The sequence below is a fragment of the Affinibrenneria salicis genome, assembly GCF_008710095.1.
In genome coordinates this window covers 83,463-100,276 of sequence record NZ_VYKJ01000016.1, presented here as the reverse complement: position 1 = coordinate 100,276, position 16,814 = coordinate 83,463, and the positions used below count along the sequence as shown (strand labels likewise).

At 54.4% G+C, this 16,814-nt stretch carries 15 protein-coding genes and 1 tRNA gene; 11 read left to right on the top strand and 5 right to left on the bottom strand.

Going from position 1 to position 16,814, the window contains the following annotated elements; genetic code table 11:
• The coding region (locus FJU30_RS27330) for a hypothetical protein (protein WP_223881678.1) at positions 1 to 195 on the top strand (195 nt) is incomplete at its 5' end.
• Between the two features lie 443 nt (positions 196 to 638).
• Here FJU30_RS27330 and FJU30_RS23420 read toward each other — a convergent pair.
• The 3 genes from FJU30_RS23420 to dnaQ all read right to left on the bottom strand — a co-directional run bounded on the left by FJU30_RS23420 (position 639) and on the right by dnaQ (position 3,052).
• Positions 639 to 1,850: an integrase domain-containing protein gene (locus FJU30_RS23420; RefSeq protein WP_150437379.1), complete on the bottom strand. Its 1,212-nt coding sequence runs from the start codon at positions 1,848 to 1,850 to the stop codon at positions 639 to 641.
• 261 nt (positions 1,851 to 2,111) lie between these two features.
• Positions 2,112 to 2,188, bottom strand: a tRNA-Asp gene (locus FJU30_RS23415).
• Positions 2,189 to 2,317: 129 nt separating this feature from the next.
• The gene (gene dnaQ / locus FJU30_RS23410; protein WP_150437378.1) at positions 2,318 to 3,052 is read right to left on the bottom strand and encodes a DNA polymerase III subunit epsilon; all 735 of its coding nucleotides are present in this window, start codon (positions 3,050 to 3,052) and stop codon (positions 2,318 to 2,320) included.
• Between the two features lie 54 nt (positions 3,053 to 3,106).
• Between dnaQ and rnhA the strand changes: the two genes are divergently transcribed.
• Positions 3,107 to 3,571 carry a ribonuclease HI gene (gene rnhA / locus FJU30_RS23405; protein WP_150437371.1) on the top strand — a complete coding sequence of 155 codons (465 nt, stop codon included), beginning with the start codon at positions 3,107 to 3,109 and terminating at the stop codon, positions 3,569 to 3,571.
• On the opposite strand, the gene FJU30_RS23400 is transcribed toward rnhA, so the two are convergent.
• Positions 3,568 to 4,287: a class I SAM-dependent methyltransferase gene (locus FJU30_RS23400; RefSeq protein ID WP_150437370.1), complete on the bottom strand. Its 720-nt coding sequence runs from the start codon at positions 4,285 to 4,287 to the stop codon at positions 3,568 to 3,570. The genes rnhA and FJU30_RS23400 overlap by 4 nt on opposite strands.
• A 43-nt stretch (positions 4,288 to 4,330) precedes the next feature.
• Between FJU30_RS23400 and gloB the strand changes: the two genes are divergently transcribed.
• Both gloB and mltD read left to right on the top strand, forming a co-directional pair.
• Entirely contained in the window at positions 4,331 to 5,086 is a 756-nt protein-coding gene (gloB, locus tag FJU30_RS23395; RefSeq protein ID WP_150437369.1) for a hydroxyacylglutathione hydrolase, read from the top strand.
• Positions 5,087 to 5,157: 71 nt separating this feature from the next.
• Positions 5,158 to 6,528 carry a murein transglycosylase D gene (gene mltD, locus FJU30_RS23390; protein WP_150437368.1) on the top strand — a complete coding sequence of 457 codons (1,371 nt, stop codon included), beginning with the start codon at positions 5,158 to 5,160 and terminating at the stop codon, positions 6,526 to 6,528.
• Between the two features lie 129 nt (positions 6,529 to 6,657).
• Here the strand turns inward: mltD and FJU30_RS23385 are convergent, their stop codons facing one another.
• The gene (locus FJU30_RS23385; protein ID WP_150437367.1) at positions 6,658 to 7,452 is read right to left on the bottom strand and encodes an endonuclease/exonuclease/phosphatase family protein; all 795 of its coding nucleotides are present in this window, start codon (positions 7,450 to 7,452) and stop codon (positions 6,658 to 6,660) included.
• Between the two features lie 920 nt (positions 7,453 to 8,372).
• Here FJU30_RS23385 and FJU30_RS23380 point away from each other — a divergent pair.
• The 7 genes from FJU30_RS23380 (at position 8,373) to FJU30_RS23350 (ending at position 16,622) form a co-directional block, all read left to right on the top strand.
• Positions 8,373 to 9,317: a helix-turn-helix domain-containing protein gene (locus tag FJU30_RS23380; RefSeq protein WP_150437366.1), complete on the top strand. Its 945-nt coding sequence runs from the start codon at positions 8,373 to 8,375 to the stop codon at positions 9,315 to 9,317.
• A 346-nt stretch (positions 9,318 to 9,663) separates the two neighbouring features.
• Positions 9,664 to 10,641 (top strand): transporter, encoded by a 978-nt coding sequence (locus tag FJU30_RS23375; RefSeq protein WP_223881677.1) that lies wholly within the window; start codon positions 9,664 to 9,666, stop codon positions 10,639 to 10,641.
• 267 nt (positions 10,642 to 10,908) lie between these two features.
• Positions 10,909 to 11,961, top strand: a complete 1,053-nt coding sequence (gene oxdA / locus FJU30_RS23370) for an aliphatic aldoxime dehydratase (protein WP_150437365.1) — start codon at positions 10,909 to 10,911, stop codon at positions 11,959 to 11,961.
• 77 nt (positions 11,962 to 12,038) lie between these two features.
• Entirely contained in the window at positions 12,039 to 13,553 is a 1,515-nt protein-coding gene (locus FJU30_RS23365) for an amidase (protein WP_150437364.1), read from the top strand.
• 167 nt (positions 13,554 to 13,720) lie between these two features.
• On the top strand, positions 13,721 to 14,815 hold the full coding sequence (locus FJU30_RS23360) for an ABC transporter substrate-binding protein (protein WP_199378709.1): 1,095 nt from the start codon (positions 13,721 to 13,723) through the stop codon (positions 14,813 to 14,815).
• Positions 14,812 to 15,828: a FecCD family ABC transporter permease gene (locus FJU30_RS23355; protein ID WP_150437363.1), complete on the top strand. Its 1,017-nt coding sequence runs from the start codon at positions 14,812 to 14,814 to the stop codon at positions 15,826 to 15,828. Before FJU30_RS23360 ends, FJU30_RS23355 begins: the two co-directional genes overlap by 4 nt.
• Positions 15,825 to 16,622 (top strand): ABC transporter ATP-binding protein, encoded by a 798-nt coding sequence (locus FJU30_RS23350; RefSeq protein ID WP_150437362.1) that lies wholly within the window; start codon positions 15,825 to 15,827, stop codon positions 16,620 to 16,622. Before FJU30_RS23355 ends, FJU30_RS23350 begins: the two co-directional genes overlap by 4 nt.
• Positions 16,623 to 16,814 lie beyond the last annotated feature (192 nt).

Below are 16,814 nucleotides of genomic sequence, written 5' to 3'. Positions count from 1 at the left end.
TTCATGCCGTCAATGGCAGCGGGTCGAGGTGGTGATGTTGAATCCAGAGAAGCCAGAAACTGGTCTGAAAACGGCAGCATAAAAACGAATAAGGGTGTCAACTTCGTTGACAGCTACCGATCTGGGGTGATCCAATGCGTAAAGCCATCAGAGTTAGCCCAATGCTTGGAAACACACCTTGGCCACCAATGGTGAAGTGCAGATTTCACCTTCTTCATTTATAAAGTCCTTTTGTAAGTCGTCTTTTTCGGCTTCTTGTAGAAAAAACACTGGGTCTAGGGTTACGGACGACAACCTCCTAGGCGCACCACTATATTATATTGCTGTAATATACTTTGGCCGCTTCGGCCGCTATCTGTCGTTCCCCTCCAGCAGCTATGGGTCGACAGTGGTCGATCACTAGATTAGCCCCATAGATCACCAGACACTTCGCCTCTCTTAAAATAAGAGGTAATGAAATGAGCGCCTCCCTCCCCGCAGGTAATACTGGAGGGCAATGACTAACCTATCCAAGCCAACCTATAGGATGAGGCCAGCGTTCCAATAGGGAAAATACTGCTCCACGAGAAAATATCGTCTCCGGAAATAAAAAGGCGATCCATTTTCAACAATGGACCGCCCTCACTGGATAAATTCTGCTACAGCATTACTGCGCGTGCCGATTCATTAACTTTTCGCCCCCACCACTCCATAACCTCAACACGCTGCGAGAGATATGTGGAGCGGTTATAAGCGGCCCGCGTCTGATTGGTATCGACATGCGCCAACACGGCTTCAATCACATCCGGTGAAAATCCGGCTTCATTCATGGCCGTACTGCCCAAGGCCCGAAAACCGTGCGATACCAGTTCCCCCCCCAGTCCCATGCGATGTAAAGCCTTATTGACCGTTTCACTGTTCATCGGCTTGCTACGCTTCCCCCTGCCGGGAAAAAGGAATGCCGAGTGCCCGCTAAACGGTTTAAGCCGCTCTAGTAGCACCATCGCTTGCGGTGGCAGCGGTACTTGATGTTCACGGCGCTTCTTCATACGCTCTGGCGGAATGGTCCAGAGTTTTTTTTCCATGTCGATTTCACGCCACATAGCCCCGGCCGCCTCGCCGGGACGAACCAATGTCAAAAGTTGCCATTTCAGCAGATAGCGCGTCATCAGGCCTAGATTGGTCGTTTCAAAGCGCTGCATTAGTTCCGGCAAACGTTCAGGACGAATGGTTGCCATATGCCGTTTCTTCGGCTTCTCAAACACCTTACCAATCGTGGATGCCGGGTTGGCATCAAGAAGCCCGGAATTGACCGCGAATACCATGATTTCATTGATACGCTGCGTCAGACGGCGCAGGGTTTCCAGCGCACCACGTACCCGTACCGGTTCAAGCGCAGCGATCAGGGTGTGCGCTTTCAAGTCAGCCACGGCTATCTGTCCAATTACCGGAAAAACGTCCCGCTCCAGTGAACGCCAGATATCGCCGGCATGAATCTCGGAAATACCGCTGGTTTTTTTAATTGCAAACCACCTCGTTGCCACATTAACGAACAGGCTGTCTTTGGCTCTTTTTTCCTGCTCAGCCTCGTCCTGTTCCTGTTTTTTGGGGTCGATACCTTTGATCAAAAGCGAGATATATTCATCACGAAGGGTACGCGCGGCCGCCAGCGTCATGGAGGGATAATGGCCCAGCGTGATATTGGTACGCGTTGAGGAATTTGGTCGCTGGTAACGAAAACGCCAGATTTTCTTACCGGTAGTCCTGATGGAAAGTGTCAGGCCATGACCATCAGGCAGTTCATAATCTTTAGCGGCGGGTTTTGCTTTTTGTACTGTGACAGCAGAAAGCAGGCGGTGTGTTGCGGTCATCATTCACTCCTTAGTTGTCGTTAAAAACCAAACGACGGGAATGGTGTAATGTCCTGTATCCGCAACCCTTTCTCAGCCACAAAACAAAAATGGCCTACGAAATTTCTCTTTCCTACGCGTAGGCCATTTTGTGGGCCATTTCGCGCCGGATACCCCGATATGCAGAGGGTATCATAGAGACGAAAAAAAACCGTATGCCTTTGACAGCGATACGGTTTTCATTCATCCAGAGATGTATAGGAACATCCCGGAATAGATAAGTGGCGGAACGGACGGGACTCGAACCCGCGACCCCCTGCGTGACAGGCAGGTATTCTAACCAACTGAACTACCGCTCCACTCTGCGCTCATTGAGCGGGATGAATACTAAAGCCCGTTGGCGAACGCGTCAATGATTTTTATAATTAACTCTTTCTGTTTGCTTATAATTTCAACTCGAGCACTATTTTGTGCTGAAACGTTGCGCCTCAGGCGCGCCACAGGCAACTGCCGCCTTTCTTCACAATCAAATCCAGCCTGCCCTCATGTGCAGCCTGCTCTTCCTCGCTGGCATAGATCACTTTTAACGACGAAGCCGGACGGACAATACGCTGAATATCCTGCTGACCGGTTTCCTGCGGCCGAATATCGCCTTCCATGGAAAACGCCAGCGAAGTCTGACCGCCGGTCATCGCCAGATACACTTCCGCCAAAATCTCGGCATCGAGTAATGCGCCGTGCAGCGTACGCTTACTATTGTCTATCTGATAGCGATCGCACAATGCATCCAGACTGTTACGCTTGCCCGGAAACAGCTTACGCGCCATCAGCAAGCTATCGGTAATCTTACAAAACGTCTCCGTCTTCGGCAGATCGCGCTGCATCAGACGGAATTCATAGTCCATAAAGCCGATATCAAACGACGCGTTATGAATGACCAGCTCGGCACCGCGAATAAAATCAAGAAAATCGTCGGCGATTTGGGTAAAGGTTGGTTTATCCGCCAGAAACTCATCGCTGATGCCATGTACGTTATAGGCTTCCGGGTCAACCAGCCGGTCGGGTTTAACATAAACATGGAAGTGCCGGCCGGTCAGACGACGGTTGATAACCTCAACCGCGCCGATTTCGATTATTTTATGTCCTTCATAATGAACACCTATCATGTTCATACCCGTGGTTTCGGTATCGAGGACAATCTGCCGCGTAATTTCAGTGCTCATCATATTCGTTTATGTCAGACTTACGGATTTACCATAAGGGAGAGTCTACCAGAGATGCGTAAACAGGTAGAAATTTTCACCGACGGATCATGCCTGGGCAACCCGGGCCCCGGCGGCTATGGCGCTCTGCTGCGCTATAAACAACATGAAAAGGCGCTCAGCGCCGGCTACCGGCTCACCACCAATAACCGCATGGAGCTGATGGCCGCCATTGCAGCGCTGCGCTCGCTCACCGCGCCGTGCGACGTGACGCTAAGCACAGACAGCCAGTACGTACGTCAGGGCATCACCAGTTGGATCCATAACTGGAAAAAGCGCGGCTGGAAAACCGCAGATAAAAAGCCGGTGCGCAATATCGACCTGTGGAAACAGCTGGACGAAGAGATCCAGCGGCATAGCGTCAACTGGCTATGGGTGAAGGGTCACGCCGGGCATCCCGAGAACGAACGCTGCGACGAACTCGCTCGCCAGGCCGCCGGCTCGCCGCAGTTAGAGGATACCGGTTACCAGCCCGATTAGCCCGGCGGCTGACGATAACTTTTCGTCGCCCCCAGCGCCCGGCTCAGCGCCGGTTTCACCAGGCGCCGTTTTAGCGGGTTAAGCGTCAAAGGAATAGTGCGTTTACGGGCGATAATCAGCCCCAGACAACCGAACAGCGGTAAATGGGTATTCCATCCGCTCTTCTTCCTGCTCCAGGGAAACACCTGAAAACGATGGCAGTACAGCACCTCATAGTTTAACAGGCTTAGCCAGTCGATTATCCGGGTCTGGCTGAACATTCTGCTACAGTAAGGCTGTCGCCGGCGCAGGCCGGGCAGCAGTCTGGCGGCGCCCAACAGGCTAACAGGATTAAATCCGCTCAGGATCAGCCAGCCGTCATCAATCAGCACGCGATCGACTTCGCGCAAAATGCGGTGCGGGTCAGCGGAATATGCCAGCGTTTGCGCCAACAAACAGGCATCCACCGATTTTGCCGTAAAAGGCAGTTGCCGGGGATCGGCGATCACATGAAGATTTTCGCCCTGCGAGCTAACATTGACCTGATGGGAAATAGCACACTGATTGGTGGCAATTTCCGTGCTCAGGCCACCCAGTTTTAACAGATGAAAACCGAACATCTTCGGCCACCATGGCTGCAAATGCTGTTCCAGCGCTTCCCGGTAGTATTCACCCCACGGAAGCTCCGCCCAGGACGACGGGGCGGCAATAGGTTGCGATATTTGCGCAGGTTTCATGTTTTATATTCTTCTGTTGGCTCATATTGAAATGAGGTATGTCATGAATCTTATCAGCATTCCAGCGTTGCAGGACAACTACATTTGGCTATTAAGCGACCAGAACAGACACTGCATTATCGTCGATCCCGGCGACGCGCAGCCGGTTCTGCGGGCGTTAAAAGAGCATTGCCTTACCCCCGATGCCGTTTTACTGACCCACCATCACCGCGATCACGTCGGCGGCGTAGCCGAAATCAAACAACAGTATAAAAATATTCCCATTTTTGGCCCGGAAGAAACAAAAGAATTGGGCTCGACCCACATCGTCGCCGATGGCGATCGCCTGACGCTGCTAAATTCAGAATTTTCTGTGATTTCCGTACCGGGTCACACTCTCGGACACGTCGCCTACTACGCAAAACCGTATCTTTTTTGCGGCGACACGCTATTCTCCGCCGGTTGTGGACGGCTATTCGAAGGTACGCCGGAACAGATGTATCACTCGCTGCAGCGGCTTGCCGCCTTGCCGGACGAGACCCTGGTGTGCTGCGCGCACGAATATACCTTGTCAAATATTACGTTCGCTCACGCCGTCTGGCCGGAAAACAGCGCGATTGAAGCATCACTGCGCGAGATCAAACGGTCAAGGGAGAAAGGACAAGCAAGTCTACCTGTGACTTTAAAATCCGAACGCGTAATTAATCTTTTTTTACGTTGCCATGACGCTGATTTACAAAGAAAACTAAACATTGAACCTGGTAAGGAACAGGACTGGCGTATATTTGCGCTTCTGCGCAGTAAGAAGGATAGCTTCTGAAGGTTTTTGTTGTACCGATAGCCTAATCAAAGTATTATTGCTCGTCTTTTAAGCAACCCATTGACACACATATGAAGGCAAAAGCGATTCTCATCGCCACTGTCTTGCTGGCAGGTTGCCAGGTGCCTCCCCAGGATACCTCGCAACCCAACCAACATGCGCAGAGTCTGTCTTCGGCAGGTCAACGTGAAGCAGGAAAGTACACGGGTGTTGGTCGAGAGACCTCGGCGCGATGGCTTGATGATGATGATAGCTTCGCGCAACGAGACCTGTGGAACTTCATTAGCGACGAGCTGAAGATGGAGGTTCCGGATAACGCCCGGATCCGCGAACAAAAACAGCGTTATTTAAAGAATAAGAGCTATCTCCACGATGTAACATTACGGGCAGAGCCGTACATGTACTGGATAGTCGAGCAGATTAAGCAACGCAACATGCCGATGGAACTGGTACTGCTACCCATAGTGGAGAGCGCTTTTGACCCTCACGCCACATCTTCCGCCAATGCCGCCGGGCTATGGCAGATTGTGCCGGGGACGGGGCGCAATTATGGTCTGAAACAGGACCAATGGTATGACGGACGTCGCGACGTCGTTGCGTCGACGAAGGCTGCGCTGGATATCATGCAACGCCTGAATCGTATGTTTGACGGCGATTGGTTATTAACTATTGCCGCCTACAATAGCGGTGAAGGTCGCGTTTTACAGGCCGTTAAGGCCAATAAAGCGAAAGGCCGGCCAACCAGCTTCTGGGCACTGGCTTTACCGCGCGAAACGTCGATTTATGTACCGAAAATGCTGGCTCTGAGCGATATTCTTAAAAACAGCAAACAGTACGGCATCACTCTGCCGACGCCCGATGAAAACCGGGCGCTGGCCAGAGTGGAAGTCGGTCAGCAGATTGCGCTGACTCAAGCGGCGGAGATGTCCGGTCTGTCATTGACCAGACTGAAAAGCTTCAACCCGGGTTATAAGCGAAACGTCACTGCGCCGAACGGCCCGCACTATATTATGGTGCCGAAAACCCATGTCGAACAGCTGAAGGACTCGCTGGCGGATGGCAATATCGTTCAGCCATCGACCAGACTGGCGCAAAACAGCGCGCCAGTTGGCGGATATAAGGTACGACGCGGCGATACGCTGTCATCAATCGCCAGACGCCTGAACGTTAGCGAGAAAGAACTTATCGCCAGCAATAACCTGCGCAGCGCTCACTCGCTCAAGGTTGGTCAGACACTGCAGGTGGCGGCGGCTACCGGCGTTCAGGATAGCATCACGTATCAGGTGCGCAAAGGCGACTCTCTGGCCAGTATCGCCAGGCGTCACGGTGTCGATATCGACGATGTAATGCGCTGGAATACGGTGATTAACAAAAATATGCATATTCAGCCGGGCGATAAGCTCACGCTGTATGTAAAAAATAAATTAACGCCGGACTCGTAACAACATTACAGACAAACCAGGTAATGACCTTAGCCCTCTGTCAGGCCTCGCGCCGACAGGGGGTTTTACTTTGCAGAAATGCTCACAGTGAATGGCGGAACATACGTAAAACGCTGACAAGGGAGAGCGCTACAGCGCGCCGGAGTGAAACTCGACCAGCAGCGGGTTGTGATCGGAAGCGCGCGTATCCAGCACCAGCGCATCGGACACGCCCAGCCCGCGATAAAACACAAAATCCAGCGGGCGGCCAAAAGCTCTTTTTCTGCGGTCGTCAGAGAATTTGACTTCCTGCAACTGCATCCTGTCGACAAAACGATACAGCGCATTAATTCTCGGCTGACTCCACGCATTGAAGTCACCGGCCAGCATCACCGGCCCCCGGTGATAATCGATTTGCTCACCGATCGCATCAAGCTGTTTGCTGTAGACATCCACGCCAAAACTAAAATTCACTGCGTGAATATTCACCACCATCAGTAGCTGATGATCGTGTAGCGGATAGACCGTCACCAGAGCAGATTTGGATAAACGCAGCAGCGGTTCACGCTCCCGCAACGGACAACAATAAACGGGCTGAGCCGCGGACAGCGTCATCACGCCGGACGGGTGATGCGGCAGAACAAACGCGGGTACTTGATCGGCAGCAAGATAGTTGGCCGTGGCGAACCGAATGAGTTCGGGCGTACTTTGCGCCTCCTGCAGCAGGACTAATTGCGCATCTCTGCTCGTCTCACGCAATACCGATAGCCAGTTCATGCGCTGCTGTTTAAAGATATTCCAGACCATGATTCGCAGAGGGCCTGCGCCGGGTAACAGAGGATTCGCAATTACCCGTTCCGTCTGATTCCCCATGGTTGTCGGCTGAAAGATACGTTCGGCTGGCTGACCAGCGACATATCTCATCGCATATGTTTTTTTCCGCACGTTCTCGCCTGTTTGTCGCTACTTAATTCTTTTCCCGGAATCAATGATCCGTATACCGCCATGTTTAACACAGAGGAGCACGGCGACATACATGTCCCTGGAGACAATGTGCTATGGACACCGGTTCCCTGGTAAAACCATGCTTCCTGCACGCGATTCCGTTTCAGCATGGCAATAAAGAAGATAGCGCCAGGTGATCTGGCCTGGGTCAGATACGATTTTTTCACAGGAACATTATGGCTGACTTTCTATGCACCGAAACCGGACTGCAGAGAAAATACATTAACACAGGAGGGAATAAATAAGTAAGCAAAAAGCCCTGAGCAACAGCTCAGGGCTTTTTATTTAGTGGCGGAACGGACGGAAATCGACCTTATCATCTATATATATGATAAGTAACAAAACTCATTACCATTCATAATCGCTGTAGGCCATATTGTAGGTCATTTTGAAAATGTTCTGCAAGCAAGGATAGCTTCTCATCTGCTTATCTACCGGTCGGATACCAAACTATCGGACAGTCAAAAACCAGCACAATCCCCCAACAAATACAAAAAAACAAAATATAATCATACATAAAATACAAAATTAATATTTTTTACCTACCGTTATTATTGCACTACCCGTTACTATGAAATAGTTATCGGGATGTTAGTCAATTCCCGCCGATAGCTACCAACGTTGCACAGCAATTTAGTGCAGTTGCACTACAATAAACATTATAAAATTTGTGGCAATCCGCACATAATCCGAATTCATACACACCAAACTTACATAATTAATTGTTTTTTTAACACATTACATCTACCCATCAGAAACAGAATAATTGGCGTAGTTTTTGCTTATACCATGCTATATGAAAGCGTACGCTGATAGCGGTGTACACACCATTTCTCAAAAAGTGTTGTGGAGGACAGAATATGTCCATCGTGTATTCAACTGAGAACATGGCTGACAAGCAGCGTTTTGAATACTGGACAGAGGTCGTTTGTCGTCATTGCCTCAAGGCAACGAATCGGCCGGTATCCAAGAGCGGCTTTCTGGCATACATGCAATTCCGGGCAATCAAGTCCCTTTCGCTTGCTACGCTCAATGCACCGGCACATCACTGGAAACGGGGGGCACAAGAGCTACGTAGCGGCCCCAATGACGATCTTTGGCTTGGACTGGTGCAGCGGGGGCAGGCTTGGTTCGAACAAAGTGGCCGGCAGGCCGTACTGCCAGCGGGCAGTATGGTACTGTATGATTCAGCCAAAGAATTCACTTTCAACATCGACTCGCAAGCGCTGCATATCTTGCGTATTCCCCGCCCGTTGTTAATGCGGCGCATCCCTAACGTAGAGAAATTCACCGCCATCTCGCTGGATGCCAGCCGGCCAGGCATGACGCCGCTGCGGGAGATGCTGTTGCAAGCCAGTTCAAATTCCCTTCTGATGACCCATGACGACATGGCTATCAGGTATTTCGACATGATGTTGGACATGTTGGTCTTTAGTCTGCAAGTCGCGGATAACGATAACGCGAGCGACCGCTATTACAACCTGTATGAAAAAATCGTGCAATATATCCGCGACCATTTACAGGATGACGCTCTGTCGTTGGATATGATCGCGAAAGCGCACTACGTATCCCCCCGCACCGTGGTGCGGGCGTTCTCCGCCCGGCAAAAAACGCCCATGGCCATGGTATGGCAAGAACGGCTATTGGCCTGTCGCCATGCGCTGCAGGATAAACGCGCGCGCAGCGTATCTCAGATAGCCATGGAGTACGGTTTCAAGGATCTCTCCCACTTCAGCCGGGCGTTCCGCCAAGCATTCGGTTATGCGCCAAGTTCATTGTTGAAACAGGAAATCGTCCAGTCCTGAGTCTTATCGCCCCGCCTCTGAGCGACAGCGACCTGTACAGGCGCTGTCGTTTTTTTTATTCCGCCTACGCGAAACTCAACGAGATATACGATCTTTTTCACCGGATTTCTTCCCCCTGGGCAAACTGTCCTTTTGAGTACATCCCTTGTCCATTTGAGCCATGGCGGTAATAGCACTCTCGGGTTAAAAGTGTCAATCAGGAGCGGAATCAATTTTCTACTCCGCCATTGATGGCGTCGGTGCCTTCATCTACAGGCAGGCAAGACGAAAGAAATAACCACATCTTATGGTCTGAAATCACTAACAGGCCGCAGTCATTATTTCGTTTTAAACGTGGGGGTTAATCATGAAATCAGTCAAAGGTAATCGTTTGCAATATCCTAACCGCGATCCTGAGACGATGAAAAGAGGAGGTCTCAGCGCGATGATGCGATCTACTCGCTGGCGCCGACGGTATGTTATTCCTTTGGCTGCAATCTTATTTTTTCAATCCGCCCAGGCGGTGGATTTGGATTCGCTGGATTTAGTTCCTGCACCAGTGGGCACCGACGCTTTTCTTTCCTATTTCACCTATGCCCATCGCGACACTTATAAACCCGTCGGCGGCAATTATATTAAAGATGATACTCGGCTGAATTCAATGATTGGTATTTTCCGTTATGTCCATTATATGGACGTCGGCGGATTTACCCTGGCGCCCCAAGTATTATTACCCTATGGACGACTCTATGATGGCAAGCTGGCCGGCACGGAACTGAGTTCAACATCAGGGCTGGGCGATCCGATCCTCACCGCGCCCCTTTGGCTGATCAATAATTCAACTTCCGGAACCACTTTCGCCATTGTGCCTTATCTCTATCTCCCTATGGGCAATTACGATGCCGGGGAGACGCTGAACATAGGCGAAAACCGCTGGAAGTTTGATTTTCAGGTGGGCGGAACCCAGCGGCTTGGCGATAACTTTATCGCACAGGCATCATTCGATACCACCTGGTATGGCGACAATGACGACGCCGTCAGCCGGGGTGACGGCACGCTTTCACAGGACAACAGCTATCAGGCGCAATTATGGCTGTCCTATATTCCTCCTCAGGACAAAACCTGGACCTTCGCCGTCGGTTACGCCAAAAACTGGGGCGGTACCCAATATCTGGACGGTTCAGCGAACGGCGCCGCCACACGCTCACAGCAGGTGCGTTTGCAAACGGCGAAATTTGTGCGGCCCGATTTGCAGGTGCAGTGGCTGGTTCAGCGCGACATCAGCGTAGACGGCGGGTTCCAGACCGATTTCAGCACCACGCTGCGTATTATGAAACTGTTTTAATCTCTACCGGGTCGACGGACCCGGAACGTTCAATTCCAAGTACCGTACACAGTCGCGTTACACCAGGGTAATGCCCTCCCGAACAACGAATCGGGGTACGGTTGTCCTTTTTAGCAAAACAGATGTCCCGGTGAAACAAGCATCCCGAATCGTCTGCCTACATAGTATTAACCAGGTCGGGGAGCGGCCGCGTGCGCCGGCGGCGACCGGTCATACCTGTCCGCTCTCTTCGGTAAGCTGACTATTGAACATCAATCAGGAGCCCTTATGGAATCCGCAATCGACAAACATTTGAAATGCCCCCGGACACTGTCCCGCCGTGTTCATGATGACTATCAGCCGCCGTTTCCCATGTTCGCGGGCCGTGCCGATGAAAGCCTCACACAGGTGGTCATGGCCTATCTCGGCGTGCAGTTCCTTGAAGAGCAGCGTGATGCGGCCCTGAAGGCCATGCGCCACATCGTCTCAAGTTTTAGCGTCGACGACGGCCCGGGGAATCACGATATGACCTACCATGTCGACGCTCAGGGCTATGGCAATTTCATCGTCGTCGGCTACTGGCGCGATCCGGCGGCATACTGCCGCTGGCTGCGTTCGCCGTCGATCGCCGACTGGTGGGCCGATGACGCACGGCTGAACGAAGGGCTGGGCTATTTCCGCGAGATCATCGCCCCGCGCGCCGACCAGTTCGAAACCCTGTATGCATTCAAAGAAGATCTGCCAGGCGTCGGCGCCATCATGGATAACATCAGCGACGAAGTGCAGGAGCACGGCTATTGGGGCTCGGTGCGCGATCGTATCCCGCTCTCGCAAACCGACTGGCTGCAACCTTCGAGCGAGTTGCGCCTCCTGTCCGGCGATCCCGCCAAAGGCGGCCGCGTTGTGGTGCAGGGCCATGACAATATCGCGCTGATCCGTTCCGGACAGGACTGGGTCGACGCCGGAGAAGAAGAACGCGAGCTGTACTTTAAGCAGATGCTGCCCCCCCTGCAGGACGGCATGGATTTTCTTCGCGACGAGGGTCAGGCGCTGGGCTGCTACAGCAACCGTTTCGTGCGCAACATCGATCTGGACGGCAATCTGCTGGATATCGCCTACGATATCGGCTACTGGCGCTCGCTCGACAAGCTGGAGCGATGGGCGGAATCCCACCCTACCCACCTGCGCATATTCACCACATTTTTCCGCGTCGTCACCGGACTGCAAAAACTACGGCTCTATCACGAAGTTTCCGTCTCCGATGCGCGCCACCAAATGTTCGAATACATCAACTGTCATGCACAAACCGGGATGATGCGCGATGCGCAATCTGAGAACTGATCACCCCTTTTTCAATCTACCCCTAGGGCGGATTCGTCGAACTATTGATGAAGCGCCGCATTCATGAAGGAAATAACATGGCTATTGAACGCCCCACGCCCGAACAACTGCAAGAGATCGCCGACCGCCTGCACATCCAACTGACGCCGGAACTGGCGAGTGAATACCTGGCGCTGATGCAAGCCAATTTCGACGCCTATGACCTGGTTGACGAATTGCCTGATGATATCCCCGAGACGCGTTACCCGCGCGAGGCCGGTTATCGCCCCGAGGGTGCAGAAAACCCGCTGAATGCCTGGTACTACAAAACCGAAGTGAAAGGCGCCGGCGCCGGCAAGCTGGCTGGCCGCACCGTCGCGCTCAAGGATAACGTTTCCCTGGCCGGCGTACCGATGATGAATGGCTCCACCACGCTTGAGGGGTTCGTGCCTTCTTATGACGCCACCGTCGTCACCCGTCTTCTGGATGCCGGCGCCACGATCAGCGGTAAAGCCACCTGCGAGCACTTTTGTCTTTCCGGCGGCAGCCATACTTCCCATCCGGCGCCGGTGCACAACCCCAACCGTCACGGCTACGCCGCCGGCGGCTCCTCCTCCGGCAGCGCCGCGCTGGTGGCCTCGGGTGAGGTCGACATGGCCATAGGGTGCGATCAGGGCGGTTCCATTCGCATCCCGTCGGCATTCTGCGGCACTTATGGCATGAAACCCACCCATGGTTTGGTGCCTTATACCGGTATTATGCCGATCGAGGCCACAGTGGATCATGCCGGCCCGATTACCGCCAATGTCCGCGATAACGCATTGATGCTGGAAGCGATCGCCGGCGCCGACGGGTTGGATCCGCGTCAGTATGCGCCCGCGGTGCAATCCTATACCGAGTTTCTGAACCGCGGCGTGGACGGCCTGAAGATCGGTATTGTGACCGAAGGGTTCCAGCTCGCCAATCAGGATCCGCGCGTCGCGGACAAAGTCCGAGAAGCCATTGCTCGTTTTGAACGTCTGGGTGCCACGGTCGACGAAATATCGCTCCCTGAACATACACTGGCGGGCGCGCTCTGGACGCCGATCGGCTGCGAAGGGCTGACCATGCAGATGATGCACGGGAACGGCATGGGGTTTAACTGGAAAGGTCAGTATGACGTGGCGCTGCTGGATAAACAGGCGCAATGGCGTTCCCAGGCCGAAGCGCTGTCCGCTTCGCTCAAAATCTGTATGTTCGTCGGACAGTACGGACTGGAGCGCTACAACGGCCGCTACTATGCCAAGGCACAGAACATCGCACGCAGAGCCCGTGCGGGTTATGACCGCGAGCTGGCAAACTATAATGTGTTGGTGATGCCGACCGTTCCTATCACCGCGCAACCTCTGCCTGAGAAAGACTGTTCCGTTACTCAATACATATCGCGGGCATTTGAAATGCTCGGCAATACCGCGGCACAGGACATTACCGGTCATCCGGCCTTCTCTGTTCCCTGTGGGCTGGTCGATGGTTTGCCGGTGGGGCTCATGCTGATTGGTCGTCACTATGGCGAAGGTACGCTTTACCAGGCAGCGTCGGCGTTTGAAGCGGCGGGAGACTGGCGCAAGTTCTAAAACGCGGTAGCATGGACGACGGGGTTGATTCTGCCATCCATGCCACGCCGAATTCAGCGACCCGACCGCGCGGCGCCTTTCGCACGGCCGGGTAGCAAATGCGTATGCCCGGATCCCTACTGCACCTGCCGCGGGTTACACACAAGCACTGACGCTATGGAGATATCATGCCGCATAAATTTTCTTCGCTTTTCCATGCATTGCCCTTCTCCTTCCCCCATTTCACCCGCCGCCGGCATCCCGTGCGGGGCCGCTACCGGCGGTCGCTGCTGCTGGCCTGCGCGATGGCGTCGTGCGGCGCACAGGCCACAGCCACCCAGTTTCCGCTGACGTTGCAGAACTGCGGCAGCACGCTGACCTTTCAGCGCGCGCCCACAAAAGTGGTGACCATTGGCCAGACGGGAAGCGAGATGTTGTATGCCCTGGGACTGGGCGACAAATTAGTGGGAACGTCGCTGTGGTTTAACAACGTGCTGCCGCAATACCAGGCGCAGAACGCCAAGGTTGAGCGGCTGGCCGATAACGCGCCGGGATTTGAGACCGTCATAAGCAAACGGCCGCAGTTGGTGGTCTCACAGTTTGAAATGATGGTTGGCCCGCAAGGCGTGGTGGGCAGCCGTCAGCAATTTGACGAGTTAAATATTCCCACCTACGTGATGCCCGCCGATTGCGAAGGTAAAAATAATTTGATAGGCGCCGACGGCACGCGCCAGGAAACCTTCCGCATTGAGAGTCTGTATAAAAGCATCAGCCAATTGGCGGCGATTTTCGATGTGCAGCCGCGCGGTCAACAACTGAATGACGAGCTGCAGGCCAGACTGGCCAAAGCCAGAGCCATGACGCAGCGGCAGGATCTCTCCCACACCAGCGCGCTTTTCTGGTTTTCCAGCAGCGATCTCAAGAGCGATCCGTTTGTCGCGGGCCGCAAAGGCGTGCCTGACTTCATGCTCAACACGCTGGGCGTACACAACATCGTCGAGTCTGACGAAGAGTGGCCGGCTGTCGGCTGGGAAACCATCGCCAAGGCCAACCCGACGTTTATCATCATTGCCCGGATGGATCGCCGTCGTTTCCCGGCCGATGACCACCAGAAAAAACTGGCGTTTCTGCAACACGATCCGGTCACTCGCAACATGGCGGCGGTCAAGAATAACCGCATCATTATCCTGGACGCCGAAGCGATGCATGCCAGCCTGAGAATGTTCGGCGGCCTGGAAACGATCGCTTCCGCCATCGCCAAAAACGCGGATTTGCCCAAATGACCAGAAAATGGATGGTCAGTCTTATCGCCTGCCTGGCGCTTATCGCCGCGATATTACTGGGCGTCGCCATCGGCGAAACATCGATAAAGCTCACCGTCGTCGTACAGGCGATAGTCAATAAACTGGGGTCGGCGGGCTACATACTGGATCCCATCGACGAAGGGATTATCTGGAATTACCGCCTGCCCCGCGCCCTGGTCGCCGGGGCCTGCGGCGCGGGCCTGGCGACCTGCGGCGTGATACTGCAATCGCTCCTGCGCAATCCGCTGGCCGACCCCTATCTGCTCGGCATCTCCGCCGGCGCGTCGACCGGCGCGGTGCTGGTCGCATTATTCGGATTGGGCGCCGGCGTGCTCACCCTCTCCGGCGGGGCCTTTGTGGGCGCCATCACCGCCTTTGCGCTCGTCACTCTGCTGGCCCGGGCCGGCGGCGCCTCGGCCCCGGCGACGCAAATCATTCTGGCGGGTATCGCCGGCTCGCAACTGTTCAATGCGCTGACCGCATTTTTAATCACCAAGTCGGCCAACTCTGAACAGGCGCGCGGCATTATGTTCTGGATGCTGGGCAGCCTCAGCGGCGTTCGCTGGTCTTCGGTCTGGCTGGCGGTCCCGATATCCTTGCTGGGGCTAATCGTTTGTTTGTGGCATCGCAGGGCGTTGGATGCATTCACCTTCGGCGTTGATTCGGCCGCGGGGCTAGGCATCCCCGTCCGGCGGATACAGCTGCTGTTGATCAGCAGCGCAGCGCTGGTGACCGCCATTATGGTGTCGATCGTCGGCTCCATCGGTTTCGTCGGGCTCGTCATTCCCCACGCCGTTCGTCTGCTGTCCGGCACCCGGCATGCCCATCTGTTGCCATTAAGCGCACTAAGCGGCGCACTGTTTCTGATCGCGGCCGACATCCTTTCCCGCACGCTGATAGTCGGACAGGTGATCCCCGTCGGGGTGATCACCGCACTGGTCGGCGCGCCGGTATTTGCCCTGATCTTGCTCGATAGAAGGAGAATGCGATGACCGCCGTCCCCTCGCCACCTCAACCGGTTGTGCTCAGCTGCGCCAATCTGAGTTACCAACAAGGTGGCAATGTGTTGTTGCAGGATATCGCGCTGGCGGTACGCCATGAAGAAACGTTCGGCATCGTCGGCCCCAACGGTTCGGGTAAATCCACCTTGCTCAAGCTGCTGAGCGGTTTGCGAAAACCTGACAGCGGAACCGTCCAGCTCGGAGACAAAGACCTGCGGGATTGGCCACGCTGGAGCCGCGCCCGCCAGATTGCCATGGTCGAACAACAGGCTGACACCGAGGACGTCATCAGCGTCTTTGACGTCGTTGCGCTGGGCCGCACGCCATGGTTGTCGGCGCTGAGCCCTTGGTCCGCGCAAGAGGAGGCCATCGTGCGCCAGGCGCTGCATGATGTCGGCGCCGCCCACCTTAGCGCCCGGCGCTGGCACAGCCTGTCGGGAGGCGAGCGCCAGCGGGTGCATCTGGCCAAGGCGCTGGCCCAACGTCCACAAATTTTGCTGCTGGATGAGCCGGGCAATCATCTGGATATTCAGCATCAACTGGCCATTCTGGCGCTGGTACGCCACTTACCGGTCACCACGCTGGTGGCCCTGCACGATCTCAACCATGCCCTGCTGTGCGATCGTTTGGCGGTGCTGGATCGGGGACGGCTGATCGCGCTGGGGCCACCGCGCGAAGTTCTGACGCCGCAACTGCTGCTCAGCACATTCGGCGTTCATGCCCACTATCTGGTCGATCCGTTCGACGGCGCCGCCCTGCTGCGATTCAGGGCGCCTGCGCTATGACGGACCGACGGGCGTAACCACGGCGTCTGACGGAGACACAGGGCGTTGGCTTGCGCCGCGCGGCGAACTTGTCTCTGTCAGCCCATCCCGTGACCGGCACAGCAAAGCATGCGGAAGGTTAACGCCCTATCTTGTTCTTTATGGTCCTTTGTGGCCGTTTTCCGACTGGCCTGAGCTTGCCTGAGGGTAGAC